General features: G+C 42.4%; 12 protein-coding genes. 11 read left to right on the top strand and 1 reads right to left on the bottom strand.

What is annotated here, in order from left to right; all coding sequences use genetic code 11:
* Positions 1 to 56: 56 nt before the first annotated feature.
* The 5 genes from fliD to MUG84_RS13510 are packed head-to-tail and all read left to right on the top strand — an operon-like array spanning position 57 to position 5893.
* A complete protein-coding gene (fliD, locus tag MUG84_RS13530) occupies positions 57 to 1856 on the top strand; it encodes a flagellar filament capping protein FliD (protein WP_244725578.1) in 1800 nt (599 codons plus the stop codon).
* Between the two features lie 16 nt (positions 1857 to 1872).
* A complete protein-coding gene (locus MUG84_RS13525; RefSeq protein ID WP_244725577.1) occupies positions 1873 to 2220 on the top strand; it encodes a flagellar protein FlaG in 348 nt (115 codons plus the stop codon).
* A gap of 7 nt (positions 2221 to 2227) precedes the next feature.
* Positions 2228 to 2611: a flagellar export chaperone FliS gene (fliS, locus tag MUG84_RS13520; RefSeq protein ID WP_244725576.1), complete on the top strand. Its 384-nt coding sequence runs from the start codon at positions 2228 to 2230 to the stop codon at positions 2609 to 2611.
* Between the two features lies 1 nt (position 2612).
* Positions 2613 to 2969: a hypothetical protein gene (locus MUG84_RS13515; protein ID WP_244725575.1), complete on the top strand. Its 357-nt coding sequence runs from the start codon at positions 2613 to 2615 to the stop codon at positions 2967 to 2969.
* Positions 2970 to 2992: 23 nt separating this feature from the next.
* Entirely contained in the window at positions 2993 to 5893 is a 2901-nt protein-coding gene (locus tag MUG84_RS13510) for an IPT/TIG domain-containing protein (RefSeq protein ID WP_244725574.1), read from the top strand.
* A gap of 49 nt (positions 5894 to 5942) precedes the next feature.
* Here the strand turns inward: MUG84_RS13510 and MUG84_RS13505 are convergent, their stop codons facing one another.
* Positions 5943 to 7847, bottom strand: a complete 1905-nt coding sequence (locus MUG84_RS13505) for a glycosyltransferase family 2 protein (protein ID WP_244725573.1) — start codon at positions 7845 to 7847, stop codon at positions 5943 to 5945.
* A gap of 388 nt (positions 7848 to 8235) precedes the next feature.
* Between MUG84_RS13505 and MUG84_RS13500 the strand changes: the two genes are divergently transcribed.
* From MUG84_RS13500 to argC, 6 genes are all read left to right on the top strand, one after another.
* Positions 8236 to 8433, top strand: a complete 198-nt coding sequence (locus MUG84_RS13500; protein ID WP_244725572.1) for a cold shock domain-containing protein — start codon at positions 8236 to 8238, stop codon at positions 8431 to 8433.
* 275 nt (positions 8434 to 8708) lie between these two features.
* Positions 8709 to 9272 carry a ribosome hibernation-promoting factor, HPF/YfiA family gene (gene hpf / locus MUG84_RS13495; protein WP_244725571.1) on the top strand — a complete coding sequence of 188 codons (564 nt, stop codon included), beginning with the start codon at positions 8709 to 8711 and terminating at the stop codon, positions 9270 to 9272.
* Between the two features lie 470 nt (positions 9273 to 9742).
* The gene (gene secA, locus MUG84_RS13490; protein WP_244725570.1) at positions 9743 to 12247 is read left to right on the top strand and encodes a preprotein translocase subunit SecA; all 2505 of its coding nucleotides are present in this window, start codon (positions 9743 to 9745) and stop codon (positions 12245 to 12247) included.
* Positions 12248 to 12447: 200 nt separating this feature from the next.
* Positions 12448 to 13561, top strand: a protein-coding gene (gene prfB / locus MUG84_RS13485) for a peptide chain release factor 2 (protein ID WP_244725569.1) whose coding sequence is annotated in 2 segments (ribosomal slippage) — positions 12448 to 12519 and positions 12521 to 13561 — 1113 coding nt in all. Because the reading frame shifts where the segments join, the coding sequence is not laid out codon by codon here.
* A gap of 168 nt (positions 13562 to 13729) precedes the next feature.
* A complete protein-coding gene (locus MUG84_RS13480; RefSeq protein ID WP_244725568.1) occupies positions 13730 to 14620 on the top strand; it encodes a YitT family protein in 891 nt (296 codons plus the stop codon).
* Between the two features lie 232 nt (positions 14621 to 14852).
* On the top strand, positions 14853 to 15920 hold the full coding sequence (argC, locus tag MUG84_RS13475) for an N-acetyl-gamma-glutamyl-phosphate reductase (RefSeq protein WP_244725567.1): 1068 nt from the start codon (positions 14853 to 14855) through the stop codon (positions 15918 to 15920).
* The last annotated feature ends 13 nt before the right edge of the window (positions 15921 to 15933 follow it).

The raw sequence follows: 15933 nt of genomic DNA, 5'->3' as shown, positions 1-15933 counted from the left end.
CGGTGGTAGTTCGATATATATATTAACTAGTATATTTGAGGGGAGCTGGTCCTAAGATGCCAATGAGAATAACGGGTATGTCTTCAGGCATGGATATCGATAAAATTGTTAGTGATTTAATGAAGGCAGAGCGAATGCCACAAGTTAAGCTAAAACAGCAAAAGGATCTATTAAACTATCAAACGAGTTTGTATCGAGAGATCAATACTAAAGTATCTTCATTACGTGAAGCATTGAATGCTATGAGATTTAGCTCGGGTCTCACGGGAACTAAAGCTACTTCATCATCTGGAGATATATCCGTATCAATGAATGGGAGTTCCTCGAAGTCATCATATTCTCTTGAAGTGATTGCTTTGGCAACGAATGCATCTATTTCAGGAGGAGAAAATGTTTCGAATTTTGGTTTAATGGGAAATCCTTATTCTGATGCAACGATTGTCCAAGGAGTAAACGATCAGATGATCGTAACATTGGATAATCAAGCCAAAGCAATAAAAATACCAGCTGGTACTTATACGGTAGATGAAATGAAGGGTGCACTCCAGACAGCAATCAACTCGCAATTTGGATCAAATAAAGTGCAAGTAGGAATTGATGGAGGAAATAGACTCACACTAGACCCTATAACTAGCTCAGGGAAAAAACCACAGATCACAGTAAAAGAGATGAATGGTGCGCTTTCAGCGCTTGGTTTTACAGACGGTCAGTCTTATCGGTTAGATGTTAATATGAAATTAAGTGATTTAGCCCAATCTAGTAATCTAAACTATAATCAACCACTGCAAGTTCCAGGGGAATTTAAAGTCAATGGGGTATCTATTACATATGACGAAAATTCCACAATACAATCCATAATGACAAAAGTAAACAGCTCATCCGCAAATGTAAACATGAGCTATGATTCAGTAAATAATAAATTTGTGTTTAAATCTCGGCAAACTGGGTCTACTTCTGAATTAAAGCTTGAGTCAGTGTCCGGTAATTTCTTGGAAGCTATCAAAGTAGCAGATGGTACAGCTAATGGAACTGATGCTATTGTAAAAATTGATAACGAAGAGAAAACATTTTCAAGTAACAACTTTAACTACGATGGCATGTCTATACAGTTGAATAAGGTAACGTCCGAAGCCGTTACTATAAATGTTGCGGCTGATCCTGATGCTGTTGTCGATAAAGTTAAGAAATTCGTATCTTCTTATAATGATCTGATTGAACTTGTTAATACTCGTTTAGGTGAGACAAGGGATCGTAATTACAGCCCTCTTACCGATGATCAGAGAAGCGCGATGAATGAATCGGATATTGCAACATGGGAATCAAAGGTGAAGATAGGCTTATTGCATAATTCCTCAATCTTAAAGAACATTAAAAGTTCTTTGCGAGAATTACTTAGTAAAGAGGTTGATGGAATTGCAGATGAATTCAATACATTATCAGAGGTAGGAATAACGACAGCTCCTTATGTACGAGGGGATATTAAAAATGCGGGTAAGATCGTCATAGATGAGGCAAAACTTAAAAATGCGATTTCTCAAAACCCGGAGGCAGTTAATGCGCTATTTACAAACAACCCAGGATTCGAGAGTCAAGAGGGTATTGCTGTAACGATGTATAAGAGAGTGGATAACATCATGGGCTCTCTTATCAAGGAAGCGGGTCGAATAGATGGAGCTACCAATGATGTTTCTACTGTAATCGGGAAGAAGGTCTTTGATCTCGAGAGTAGAATAATGTCGATGAATGCGATCCTTAATAAGAAAGAGGATAACTACTATAAGCGTTTTTCAGTAATGGAAAAAGCTATTGCCAATGGCAATGCGCAAATGAATTGGCTTGCACAACAGTTAGGGTGATAGGGAGAGAATGAATATGGAAGTACAGTCCAAAATTCATCAAGTGCAGTCACAGATTAAAGAGCAACCCATAAATTTAGCAGCTGGCGAATACTCGGTTTTGAAAGAGAAAAGTAAAGGACAGATTTTGTCGGTTAGTGAAAAGGCATTGGTAAATGCTATTGAGAAAGCGAATAAAGCTGCTGAAGGATCACAACATGAATTTAACTTTAAAGTGCACGAAGCAACTGGGGATATCATAGTACAAGTTGTAACAAGGGACACCCATGAAGTGATTAAAGAAATTCCCTCAGAGAAATTAATTGATTTGGTAGAAAAATTAAAAGAGTTAACCGTAGGGGCTATCATCGACGAAAAGAGGTGAGTGAAGCATGGGGCTTCACGTTCAAGAAAATTATATTAGAGCTCAAGTGCAGACAGCTTCGCCAGGAGAGTTAACTCTTATGCTCTATAATGGATGTATACGGTTCCTCAAAACTTCTCTCATTTGTATTGAAGGTAATGATATCTCTGGTAGACACAATAATCTTATTAAGGCACAGAATATTGTTGATGAGCTTCAATCTACTTTGGATATGAATTACGAGATATCTCATAATTTGTTTAGTATTTATGACTTTATTCAGTTCAGACTACAAGAGGCTAACACTAAGCAGAGCAAAGAGGCTATAAACGAATCAATTCATCTTTTAACAGATCTTCGCGATACTTGGATGGAAGCTCTAAAGTCAATGAAGAAAAGTGAAGTAAACTAAGATGAAGAGTCAATTGGATAATTATTTATCAGAACTATTGGATATAACAGAGGGAATTTTAGATTTAGATTTAAATGATGAAGAATCCGATGGCAAACTTTTAGAGTTTCAATCAGAACAAATTCGGATTCGGGACTCAATTAATCTCATATTAACAGATTCCCATTTCACCGCTGCAAATAGGGAGACTCTCGAAATGTGTTTGATTAAAGAGAGAGAAATTGCTGAACATTTATTACAGACAAAAAAAACAATAGAAAAAGGTATATCCAAATTTATTGACGGAAGACGAACACGTAGTTCTTACAATACGGAAAGTGTTTACTCTATGGGGTTCTTTATAGATAGCCAAAGATGAATAAGTAAAAGAGGAGGAATAAAATGAAAAAAATAATGAAGTATTTTACTTTATTTATGACAGTATGTTTATTAATTGGTGGGGTATTCACACCAGCACCTAAAGTTAGTGCAGCTACAATTGACTATGTAAATGTGACTAAAACAGTGAATCCAAGTTCAATTACTACCGAGGAACAAGCGGATGTCAACCTAAGTATCTTAGGTACACCTCCTGTGAATGTAGTAGTACCGAATGATGTTGTGTTGATCATTGATAAATCTGGTAGTATGCTTCCACAATATAACAATGGGGAAGACAAAATGCAGAATGCAAAAGACGCTGCAAAGGGTTTTGTGGACTTGATGGATTTTACAAAACATAGAGTAGCGGTTGTGGATTTTTCATCTGTAGAACTAATCAAGTCCCTTCCATTTACAACAGACAAAGATGTGGCCAAAAACTACATTGATGGAATTAAGGCTAATGGAGCTACGGCAACGGGAGATGCAATAGATGTAGCGATGAAAATGCTCGCAGATCATCGTCCAGAGGCACAACCGGTCATTATTATTATGACTGATGGTGATGCAACAGAACCGAAAAATGATCCATATGGTTTTGCGAAAAGTAAAGCACAAGAGGCGAAAGATGCTGGGATTATTTTCTATACGATTGCATTATTGAAAGCTAGTGATGATCCAGAGAAAAGTGGCCCAAACACTTTATTGAAAGAAATGGCAACCACAGCAAATCACCATCATTTTGTACTTGGGTCTGTCGGATTAAGCGAAATATACGCGGCAATAGTCAAAGAAATTGGAATGGCTAGTGCATTTGATGTGACAGTCACAGATATTGTTGGACCGGATTTTGAAATTGTACCTGGATCGTACGACCAGAATATTCCTAAACCTGAAGTTTCGGGGAATGTACTGACGTGGAAATTCAATGAGCTTAAGAATAGCACTTTGACATTTAATTACAAAATCCGCCCAGTTAGTAAGACAAAAACGGGGAACTTCCCAGTATCCACTTCTTCTTCTCTAATAAGCTATAAAGATTATGCTGGTGCTTCCCGTACAAAATCAATTCCTGGCTCTAATCTTACAGTTAAATTACCCGCCCCTGTAATTACTTCTATTACAGAGCCATATGGGCATCCTAATGGAGGAGAGAGTGTTACCATAAATGGTAAAAACTTTATGCCTGGAGCGGTAGTTCAGTTTGGGCTTAATAATGCGACGAATGTTAATGTAGTCGATAATAATCAGATTACTGTTACTTCACCAAAAGGGGTTCAAGGGCTTGTAGATGTAACTGTAAAAAATCCTGATGGACAGAAGGCTGTGGGGCAGTTTCAATATAAGATTGATCCTATCGTGACAAGTCTTTCCCCAAGTAATGGACCACTAGCCGGAGGCACCACAGTAGTAGTACAAGGTAATTACTTAATGAAAGGATTATCTGTTAAGTTCGCTGATCAACCCGCAACTGTATCCTCCTACAGTAATCCAACATATCTAAAAGTCATTACTCCTGCAGGAACAGCACCGGGTCCAGTAGACGTTACATTTACGAATCCTGATGGAACTAGTGTTACCATTAAAAATGGTTTCTCCTATGATACTCCTCCATCTACAGATCCGGAGATAATTTCTATTTCTCCTAATAAAGGGTCAATTACAGGAGGGGAAATATCTTATCTGGACGGTAAGAATTTCAAGTCGGGAATGAAGGTTCTAATTGGAGGTAAAGAAGCTACGGCAACATTAATCTCTCCAACACGCTTTAAAGTCACTATTCCGAAGGGAGAGTCACCAGGAACAGTTGATGTAAGTGTAGTTGATTTAGATGGAAAATCGTTCGTATTGGCTAATGCATATACTTATGAACCTATTGTTTATCCGACTCCTACTATTGTTTCCATTAGCCCTAATACTGGTTTAGTTGCAGGTGGAGAAGTTATTTATATTAATGGAACTAATTTTGTTAGTAACATTTCCAAGGTATATATTGGCGGGAACTTGGCGATTAGTACGTATGTCGACAGCACTCGCCTAAAGGTGACCGTGCCACCAAGCGCCGCTCCAGGCAAAGTTGATGTTAAAGTCCTGAATGATACCAATGAAGCATTGGAGAAGGAAGGTTATGAATATACTTTACCGGTTATTGTACCAGTAACTGTGACTTCACTAACACCAAATACTGGTTTAGCTTCTGGTGGAGACATTATTTATATAAATGGCTCTAACTTCAAATCTGGAGCGACTGTTTCATTTGGTTCTAATAGTGTGGGAAGCACGTACGTGAGCTCAAGTCGTCTCAAAGTGACAGTTCCTGCGGCTCAACAGATCGGTAAAGTAGACATAACAGTAACTAATCCAGATGGAGGAACAGGGACATTAGCGGATGGATATGAATATACAAAAGTACTTCCTGTGATTACTAGTCTGTCGCCAAGTACAGGAAGTAAAGCAGGTGGCGATATAACTTATGTGGACGGTAAGAACTTTGATAGCACAGCATCTGTTACCGTCAATGGTGTAAGTGCAGCAGTTACCTTTGTTAACAACACTCGACTTAAAGTTACTATTCCTCCTAGCTCAGTAGTTGGTGATGTACCGCTTGTCGTCACTCTATCCAATGGAGAGTCAGCGTCTGCTACATTTAATTATAATAACGGTCCAGTTCTGCCTTCTCCAACCATCACTAGTTTAACTTCAACAAGTGAAAGTGCTGGAACTATTATTTATATTAACGGCTCGAATTTCACTAATAAGCCAAAGGTATTTTTCGGTAATGTTGAGGCTACAGCTGTTACTTATGTAAATCCAACTAGAGTGAAGGTTACAGTGCCTAGTGGGAACACAGGAAGCGTTGAAGTTAAAGTAATCAATCCAGATGGTCAGGCAAGTAATACTACCATGTTTACTTACAAATAATGTGAAAAAAATGCTGGTTTGATTATATTAATCAAACCAGCATTTTTATTTAGAACGATAAATGAAGAAGTTCTGGATATACGCAATAGTATAATTCTAGCATTTCCTTGCTATTTGCTATATCATCGCTATTTTCGGTAATTAGGCCCAAATAATCAATCGGTGGTTCATTAATCGAAGCCATGATGAACATATTAGCTTGATTTGGATCCTTTGCAATGATACTCCATTGTGCCATTAGTTTGTGTCCCTCGGCGTCAAGTATGTTGCTTTCCAATAATATGGTCGCTAAGTCAAGAGTGTCCTCTAGTTTACCAGATCTATAGAACAATTGAAGTAACATATTAAGAGTTTTTTCATTGGCTACCTCATTAACGATCAAGAAATACTCTTCTCTGTAATTATATTTCCACATGAAAAATAAAACTTTAGAAAGTAATTGTTCATGATTGGCTAAGACATTGGACTCAATTGTTTGATTACTAAAAGTCTTTTGAATTTGCTCTACTAATAATAAGCAAGTTTCTTTATTATCCGAAGCCAGCCTGATCCATTCTGATTGCCCAGTTAATATAGCTGCCATTACAGCAATATGGGATGGAACCTTTTCTTGGCATTCCTCAAAAACTATCGGTTTCTTTAAGAACAACGCAGTTTGGATTCTATCCTCATATTTTAACTTTATTCCTGCGTTATCAATCTCACGCTTATAAATATGAACTAACTTATCATCAGCAGTATTGAGTGCCATTTTATATAATAGGACATTATTGATTGCGTGATCCCTTGGATAAAGTTTATTAAGAATATCTTTTGTGGTCTCTATTGATTCAGTTCCAACCAAATGATCTATTAATGTCTGTGAAATTCTGAAGTTTTTGGGTTGTAAGACTAAAGCCTTTATCCAATACATTATAGCAATAGAGATGTTCCCCTTTTTTCTTGATATTTCTCCAAGCATTTCTAAGGGAACTACGTTTCCAAAAGTCGGTTGTACGATCCAATATGGATGATTTTTCTTATTCGCCTCTTCTGCGAGCTCGATACATTTTTTGAATTCATTAGCGGCTGCCTTTAAAAAACCTAGACTGTCTAAAAGAATTCCGCTAAAGCAATAGTAATCTACAAACTGCGGCTTTAACTTTTTTCCTGTTTGTATATGCTCAAAAGCATCAGAATATTTGGCTTTCTCTAACTCTGTGGTAATAAGACGATCCATCAGGTGGAAGAACCAAGTATCCCGAGGACTACTTTTCTCATAAGATAAATGGTAGGATTGCAGGGCTAAATCAGATTCTCCTGAATTAGAATATTCATTACCAAGGATAAAGTGATAATAAGGATTATCTTTGTTTCCTGTTTCCATTGTTTTGAGAATTTCCATATTTCGATGCGATTTGTTTTTTTGATTAACAATTTCATGAATGTATCCGGAATGATGAAGAGTTAATAAAATGTTTTTAAATTCAATAGTTCCATTTGCTACTGTCAATTGTTCGTGTATTGGCTGAGAGTAATGTATATTAACGTTGTTATTGAACAAACGAGCTCCGCTTGATTCGATAATATTGGTTTCATCGTAACCGTTTCCTGTTAGATTTAAAATTTTCAAAATATAGCAGCAAGGTTGGTTTGGATTCTGAGAATTCAAATATTGTCTGAGTTTCTCAAAATCATGTTCACTTTCCTTTATATATTCGTCTGCATCTAGTATTAAGATCCACTTTCCTGTTGCATGACGCAAGGATTCATTACGCGCTGCTGCAAAATCATCATTCCATTTATAATCATAAACATGATTTGTATATTGACGTGCAATAGATTTAGTTTTATCAATAGAGCCCGTATCAATAATGATAATTTCATCTACCAGTTTTTTAACGCTCTCTAGACAACGTGAGATTAGCTTTTCCTCGTTTTTAACTATCATGCACAGAGAAATTAAGTTTTCCATTGGAGCCTCCATAATGTACTGAGTTATTATAATAGTTAGTATATCGGCTACATCCAGTCAAACACTTAAGATTGACGATCGGTTACGTGGTTTCTATTGGTCCACTACTATTTTCGTATATAAATTAATTCAGCTTTGACTTATCTAATTCTTTTTGTTTCAATACTAATTTAGGTCCGAATGATTCTCAGCAATTAAATTAAAATATATTCATTCTCTGTTAAATTTGACTTACATACGGTAATAACGCTAAATAATCGGTCTGTTTTGGAAATTATTTGAACTAAATCATTTTCTTTTCCAATTGACAACAGACAAGCCTCAGTGGTATATTCAGGAATGTGGACGCAAGTCACACTTTATTTGATGACGAAGGGAATGTTTGTGCATGCAAGGAAAAGTTAAATGGTTCAATGCAGAAAAAGGTTATGGTTTCATCGAGACTTCTGAGGGTGGAGACGTATTCGTACACTTCTCCGCAATCCAAACTGATGGATTCAAGACTTTGGAAGAAGGTCAAGACGTAGAATTCGACATCGTCGAAGGCGCACGTGGACCACAAGCAGCTAACGTAATCAAATTATAATCATCCCGCAAGGCTGACCTACATAATACGGTTAGATGGTTAAGTAATTGAAGAACGATAGCTTAAAACCCTGGAGAAATCCAGGGTTTTTTATGTTTTAAGAAAGCTCTCCTCCCAGTTCCATTCCCCCCACATCGGGTAAAAATTCACATCTTTCCTTAATGCGGGAAGCAAAAAAAAGTAAAGGCTTCCATTGCTGTCACCGTCCACAGAAATGCCTTTTTACATAGCGTTAACAAATGTGATACAATGGAACTGCAAAGGAGGAGTGCCCTATGAATATTAGTATTCGAGGTCAACAAATTGAAGTGACTGATGCTTTGAAAGACTACGTTGACAAGAAGCTCAGCAGACTTGAGAAGTATTTTGATGCACCCCTTACCTCAGAAGGATATGTAACACTTAGTGTCGTTAGAGGATTGCACACCGTGGAGGTGACGATTCCGCTCCCAGGCGTTATGCTTCGGGCAGAGGACCGCAGCGATGATATGTATGCATCGATTGATGCCGTTGTGGACAAGTTGGAACGCCAGATCCGCAAACACAAAACAAAATTGAACCGCAAGTTCCGTCAGGATGTCAGTCTAAAGAATCTCTTCACGGATGAGACCGCAGCAGGCCTCGTTACGGCTGAACACCAGACGGAGGACGACTTTGAGGATTTTGAAGTGGTCCGCACGAAACGCTTCACATTCAAACCGATGGATGTGGAAGAGGCCATTTTGCAGATGAACATGGTCGGACATAATTTCTTCGTATTCTCCAACATTGATACTCAAGAAGTGAGCGTTGTTTACAAACGTAATGACGGCAAGTACGGTTTGATCGAGCAGAACTAATCAGATTCGTATGAAGCGGGCTTCACATTCTGAAGGTACAATTTTCATGATTATGCAATAATTAATTACTCAAATGAATGAAAAAGAGCCCATATCCTGCAACGGATTGGGCTCTTCTTGCGTATATAGATAATAGAGCCCAAAAACCGCGTGTGCATTGTCATCCGCACTGTTGCGGCTTTCTTTACAAACTGTTACAATTTATGCAAACATCATTTTCAGGATTTAATATGTATATTTCAACGAATTAACTTCAAACAGTTATTTTTTGTCTGGATGGAGTCGATTCTTTGTCCGGATATATCTCATTCAGCAGATCACCCACATTTCTGTATGAATCGGTTCGCGCACGAATCCAATCATCCAGCACATGTCTGTGAGGTTGGATCCCCGGACCCGATTTCATTTGTTGATAACCCTGATTTCTTGAAGTTAATTTAACCATTTGTTTTGCGTGAAAGGGGTTAACCATGCTAGGACTAGTTAAAAAAATATTTGGCGACACGAATGATCGTGATGTCAAACGTCTGATGAAGACGGTCGAGCAAATTAACAAAATAGAACCGGATTTCGAAAAGCTCTCGGATGAGCAGCTAAAAGCCAAGACAGAAGAATTCCGTGCGCGCATCGAAAAAGGCGAGACACTGGACGAACTGCTTCCTGAAGCGTTTGCGACCGTCCGTGAGGCGTCCAAACGTGTTCTTGGTAAAAGACACTATGATGTACAGCTGGTCGGCGGTATGGCGCTCCACGAGGGCCGTATTGCGGAGATGAAGACCGGTGAAGGTAAAACCCTTGTCGGTACGCTTCCGGTATATCTGAACGCTCTTCTGGGCAAAGGCGTGCATGTGGTCACGGTCAATGATTACCTTGCACAGCGCGACAGCCAGGAAATGGGCCAAATCTATGAATTTTTGGGCATGACGGTCGGGGTCAACCTGAACGGCATGGACCATGCTGATAAACAAATCGCTTATGCATGCGATATTACGTACGGTACCAATAACGAGTTCGGTTTTGACTACCTGCGTGATAACATGGTGCTTTATAAAGAACAGATGGTTCAGCGTCCGTTGTACTTCTGTACGATTGACGAAGTGGACTCCATCCTGGTCGATGAAGCCCGTACGCCGCTGATCATTTCCGGACAAGCTCAGAAATCGACGCAGCTCTACTACGTGGCTGACCGTTTTGTGAAGCAGCTGCAGGTGGAAGAGGATTACACAGTTGATATCAAGGTCAAATCCGTAGCGCTTACCGAAAAAGGTGTGGCGAAAGCCGAGCGCGCTTTTGGCATCGAGAACCTGTACGACCACGCTCATGTTACGCTTAACCACCACATTGTACAAGCGCTGAAAGCGAATGTGATTATGCGCCGCGATGTGGACTATGTCGTGACAGAGGACGAGGTCGTCATCGTCGACGAATTTACAGGCCGCTTGATGGCAGGCCGCCGTTACAGCGATGGTTTGCACCAGGCGATCGAGGCGAAGGAAGGCATTGAGGTTCAGAACGAGAGCATGACGCTCGCTACCATCACGTTCCAGAACTACTTCCGGATGTACCGCAAGCTAGCGGGCATGACAGGTACGGCTAAGACCGAGGAAGAAGAATTCAAGAAAATTTACGGACTGGAAGTGCTCCAGGTCCCTACGAATAAACCGAACCAACGCGCGGATATGGCGGACGTGGTCTATAAGAGCGAGAATGGCAAATTCAAGGCTGTGGTTGAGGAAATCGTGGAACGCCACAAAAAGAACCAGCCGGTTCTGGTCGGTACGGTTTCCATTGAAAACTCCGAGCTGATCTCCGATATGCTGAAGCGCAAAGGTGTCAAACACCAGGTGCTGAACGCCAAATACCATGCCGAAGAGGCCGAAATCATTTCCGGTGCCGGTCAGGCGGGCGCTGTTACGATCGCCACTAACATGGCGGGCCGCGGTACGGATATCTTGCTGGGTGACGGTGTTTCGGATCTCGGCGGTCTGCACATCATCGGTACAGAGCGCCACGAGTCGCGCCGGATCGATAACCAGCTTCGCGGACGTGCGGGACGCCAAGGCGACCCGGGCTCCACTCAGTTCTATCTGTCCCTTGGGGATGAGCTGATGAAGCGTTTTGGTGCGGACAACGTGCTCAACATGATGGACCGTCTCGGTTTTGAAGAAGACCAGCCGATCGAGAGCAAAATGATTACCCGTGCGATCGAATCCGCGCAAAAACGCGTCGAAGGCAACAACTTCGATCTGCGTAAAGTCGTTCTCCAATATGACGATGTCATGAATCAGCAGCGTGAAATTATATACAAACAACGCCGCGAAATTATGGAATCTGAGAACATCAAGGATATCGTTATGAACATGATCAAACCGGTCATCGACCGCGTGGTCGAAGCTCACTGCTCGGACGAAATTCCTGAGAACTGGGAACTCCAAGAGGTTGCCGATTATGTGAACAGCAAGCTGCTGGATGAAGGTGCTGTGACACGCGATGAGCTATGGGGTAAAGAAGTTCAGGATATGGAAGATTACATCTTCGAAAAAGTGAAGACCAAATACGACGTACGCGAAGAAAAAATCGGCTCCGAGCTTGTACGCGAGTTCGAGAAGGTTATCGTACTCCGTTCCGTAGACAGCAAGTGGATGGACCACATCGACGCGATGGATCAGCTTCGTCAAGGTATCCACCTCCGTGCTTACGGCGGTACCGATCCGCTCCGTGAATACCAGTTCGAGGGCTTTGAAATGTTCAACGAGATGACGGCCAGCATTCAGGAAGAAGTGGCCACATATGTGATGAAGGCTCATATCGAAGCGAACCAGGAACGCCAGTCGGTGATAGAAGAAAGCCAAGTGACTACCAACGGTGAACCTGCTGAGAAAAAACCGGTGCACGTTGGCGATCAAATCGGTCGCAACGATCCTTGTCCTTGCGGCAGCGGCAAAAAATATAAACATTGCCATGGTCAAGAATAGTTGTAGCTTTCGCAGGAAAATGCATAGTATAACATGCGGCTGAATTGCAGCCAAAAGCCATGTAAGGATATAAGCTGCGCCTCTTGCAGGTGCGGAACCAGACTCCCTTGAACGAAGGATGCGGCGGCGCGGAAAAGTTTTCTGCACGTGCTTCCCTTCTTTAAGGGAGTTTATGTCAATAAAGAGGTGAGGGAAAGTTCATGATCGATCCATCCATCAAGCATGATTTGCGAGAAATCGCAACCAAATTAACTAACCTTAGGGGGTCTCTTTGACTTAGACCTTAAGCAGGAAATGATCGCTAACTTTGAAGAGAAGATGTCCGCGCCAGATTTTTGGGACGACAATGAAAAGGCGCAGGCTGTAATCGCAGAAATGAACGCGGTCAAGTCTTCCGTAGACCAATACGAGAAGCTGCAGCAGGAATATGACGATACGTCCATGATGGCTGAGCTAGCGGACGAAGAAGGGGAGGAGTCGCTCTTTGACGAAATCGCCGAAGCAGTGAAGGGCCTCAAGAAAAAGCTTGATGATTTCGAGCTCGATCTGCTCCTGAATCAGCCTTATGATAAAATGAATGCCATTTTGGAGCTGCACCCGGGGGCAGGTGGAACCGAGTCACAAGATTGGGGACAAATGCTGCTGCGGATGTATACGAGATGGGCGGAGAAAAGTGGCTTCAAGGTTGAAGTTCTCGATTATCTGCCTGGTGACGAGGCGGGAATCAAGAGCGTCACGCTGCTGATCAAAGGTTTTAATGCCTATGGCTATCTTAAAGCCGAGAAGGGCGTGCACCGGTTGGTACGGATCTCGCCTTTTGACTCGTCAGGACGGCGCCATACTTCATTCGTATCCTGCGATGTCGTACCGGAAATTACCGAGGACACCGATGTGGAGATCCGAACGGAGGATCTGAAGATTGATACCTACCGGGCCAGCGGCGCGGGTGGACAGCACATCAATACGACGGACTCGGCCGTACGGATTACCCACTTGCCGTCCGGCGTCGTGGTAACCTGCCAGAACGAACGTTCACAGATTAAGAACCGCGAGCGTGCGATGACGATGCTCCGTTCCAAATTGTATGAGCGCAAAATCGAAGAACAACAAAAACAACTGGATGAAATCCGAGGAGAACAGTCGGACATTGCATGGGGCAGCCAGATTCGCTCCTACGTGTTTCATCCCTATAGTATGGTAAAGGACCACCGTACCTCAGTGGAGACCGGCAATGTCGGCGCTGTGATGGACGGAGATCTGGATCCATTCATCGACGGCTTTTTGCGCAGCCAGATTAAAGTGGATACCGAATAAAACCTATGAAATTCCTACACGCTATATAGATTGAACGAAGAATTGTTTTTCCTCTCGTTCACTCTACATTGTTGTGTAGGAATTTTTGGCGTCAAGGCACTTTTTTATAAAGAGCGGATGACCTCATCAAATATCAAGAGAATATGAAATCAAGGAGAGAAATGAAAGATGTCTCAAGTCACAACGCCGAGCCGCAGAAAGGCTCCCATTATTCCGCCAACCGGCCCGATTCGCCATCTGGTGGATACCGTTCTTATCGTCATCGGTTCATTGATTATTGCAGTAGGCTTTAATCTGTTCTTCCTGCCTCATGGCATTGCTTCCGGCGGCGTATCCGGGATCTCCGTATTGGTAGAGGCTTGGTTCGGTCTTGAACCTGCATTTACCCAGTGGGCTCTGAATATCCCGCTCTTTGTACTTGGTATCCTACTGCTTGGCAAAAACTATGGTCTTCGCTCGCTGCTTGGCAGTGTGATTTTGCCTCTGTTCGTATTTCTCACCAAAGACTGGCCGATCCCTACAGATAATCCACTGCTTGCTTCCATCTATGGAGGAATAGCCGTAGGTCTCGGCATCGGTATTGTGTACCGCGGCAGAGGATCCACCGGAGGTCTGACAATCCTCGCTCAAGTCATACAAAAGTACAGTGGACTCAGCTTCTCTGCATGTATCGTCCTACTGGACGGGAGTGTTATTACTTTAGCTGCGTGTACCTTGTCTTTGGAAAAGGCACTGTACGCCTTGGTTGGTCTCTATGTAACGGGTAAGGTCATTGATGCAGTCGAGCTTGGCTTCAACTATTCCAAAGTGGCTTATATCATTTCCAATCATACGGAAAAAATCAGCGAAGCCATTTTGCATGACCTTGACCGGGGATTGACGAAGCTAAACGCCCAGGGTGGTTATACAGGCGACAATCGCACGGTGTTGATGGTTGTGATCGGTCAAAGTGAGACGACACGCTTAAAGGCGCTGATACGGGCTGTAGACCCCGAGGCTTTTGTGATTATCAGTAATACGCATGAGGTGCTTGGAGAAGGTTTTAAATTGGAATCTTAAAGATCGTAACAGTATGAATGAAGGCAGCGAGATGGTTCGCTGTCTTTTTTTGTTGTAGATATTTTCTAACGAAGTTTATAAGGATGACTGCATTATTCATATTTTCCCAAAAACCCCTGATGGGACAAGACGGAATTCACTTAAAAGTATTGTATTTATATAAATGCGGTCGTATAATAATACATATTTATTAGAGCGATGCAAGCCAGGTGATAGAGAGGGGTACACGGGGATGCCAGGAGAATATGGGGAAACCAGTAAGATCAGAATTGCAATTGTCGGCTCGACAGGCTACGGCGGGGTGGAATTGATCCGCTTGCTGCAGGCGCATCCGTTTGCAGAAATTACGTCGGTTATTTCATCATCAAGCGCGGGAACGCCGATATCGGAAGGCTTTCCGCATTTAACGGATATTATCGTCCGCGATCTGGATGGAGTCAACGCAGCGGAAATCGCGGATAAGGCAGACGTTGTCTTCACGGCAACGCCATCAGGCGTAAGCTCGAAGCTGGTTCCCGGGCTGCTTGAAGCAGGATTGAAGGTCATCGACCTCTCAGGCGATTTTCGGATCAAGGACGGCGGGACTTACGAGAAGTGGTATAAACATCCGGCACCGGAGCAGAGCTACCTGGAGAAAGCTGTTTATGGCCTGTGTGAGATTTTTGGTGAGGAAGCCAAGGATGTGGACTTCATTTCAAATCCGGGCTGTTATCCGACTGCAACACTGCTGGGCCTAATTCCTGCGATCAGCTCCGGCTGGATTGATCCGAAAAGCATCATTATCGATGCGAAATCCGGTGTATCCGGCGCGGGCCGCGGTACCAGCCTGACTTCGCATTATGCGGAAATTAATGAAAACTTTAAAGCTTACAAAGTGAATAAGCATCAGCATATCCCAGAAATTGAGCAGGTGCTTGGTCAGGTGACCGGTGAGCCGGTGACCGTCACGTTTACAACTCAGCTTGTACCGATGACGCGCGGGATTATGAGTACCATGTATGCCCAGATGAATGGCGTGTACAACAACGAGGATTTTGTGGAGCTGTACAGACAGTATTATAAAGGCCGTCCGTTCGTGCGTGTACGGGATAAAGGAATTTGGCCGGCAACCAAAGAAGTATATGGATCAAACTATTGCGACATCGGGTTTGCGGCAGATGAACGGACAGGACGTGTGACGATTATTACGGTCATCGACAATATTGTCAAAGGCGCGGCTGGCCAAGCGATACAGAACCTGAATCTGATGATGGGATGGGAGGAGAATCTCGGACTGGGCTACACACCGGTGTATCCGTAAGGCGCGGGATGAA

The organism is Paenibacillus mangrovi (genome assembly GCF_022898935.1).
Lineage (GTDB): Bacteria > Bacillota > Bacilli > Paenibacillales > Paenibacillaceae > Paenibacillus_AQ > Paenibacillus_AQ mangrovi.
Note: the sequence above shows the minus strand (reverse complement) of the source record. Positions and strands in the feature narration are given on the sequence as shown.

Excerpts from the sequence above, each read along its gene's own strand:
- MUG84_RS13500 (WP_244725572.1), top strand. The coding sequence starts at position 8,236 with ATGCAAGGAAAAGTTAAATGGTTCAATGCAGAAAAAGGTTATGGTTTC.
- MUG84_RS13525 (WP_244725577.1), top strand. The coding sequence starts at position 1,873 with ATGGAAGTACAGTCCAAAATTCATCAAGTGCAGTCACAGATTAAAGAG.
- fliS (WP_244725576.1), top strand. The coding sequence starts at position 2,228 with ATGGGGCTTCACGTTCAAGAAAATTATATTAGAGCTCAAGTGCAGACA.
- fliD (WP_244725578.1), top strand. The coding sequence starts at position 57 with ATGCCAATGAGAATAACGGGTATGTCTTCAGGCATGGATATCGATAAA.
- argC (WP_244725567.1), top strand. The coding sequence starts at position 14,853 with ATGCCAGGAGAATATGGGGAAACCAGTAAGATCAGAATTGCAATTGTC.
- secA (WP_244725570.1), top strand. The coding sequence starts at position 9,743 with ATGCTAGGACTAGTTAAAAAAATATTTGGCGACACGAATGATCGTGAT.
- MUG84_RS13480 (WP_244725568.1), top strand. The coding sequence starts at position 13,730 with ATGTCTCAAGTCACAACGCCGAGCCGCAGAAAGGCTCCCATTATTCCG.
- MUG84_RS13510 (WP_244725574.1), top strand. The coding sequence starts at position 2,993 with ATGAAAAAAATAATGAAGTATTTTACTTTATTTATGACAGTATGTTTA.
- MUG84_RS13505 (WP_244725573.1), bottom strand. The coding sequence starts at position 7,847 with ATGGAAAACTTAATTTCTCTGTGCATGATAGTTAAAAACGAGGAAAAG.
- MUG84_RS13515 (WP_244725575.1), top strand. The coding sequence starts at position 2,613 with ATGAAGAGTCAATTGGATAATTATTTATCAGAACTATTGGATATAACA.
- hpf (WP_244725571.1), top strand. The coding sequence starts at position 8,709 with ATGAATATTAGTATTCGAGGTCAACAAATTGAAGTGACTGATGCTTTG.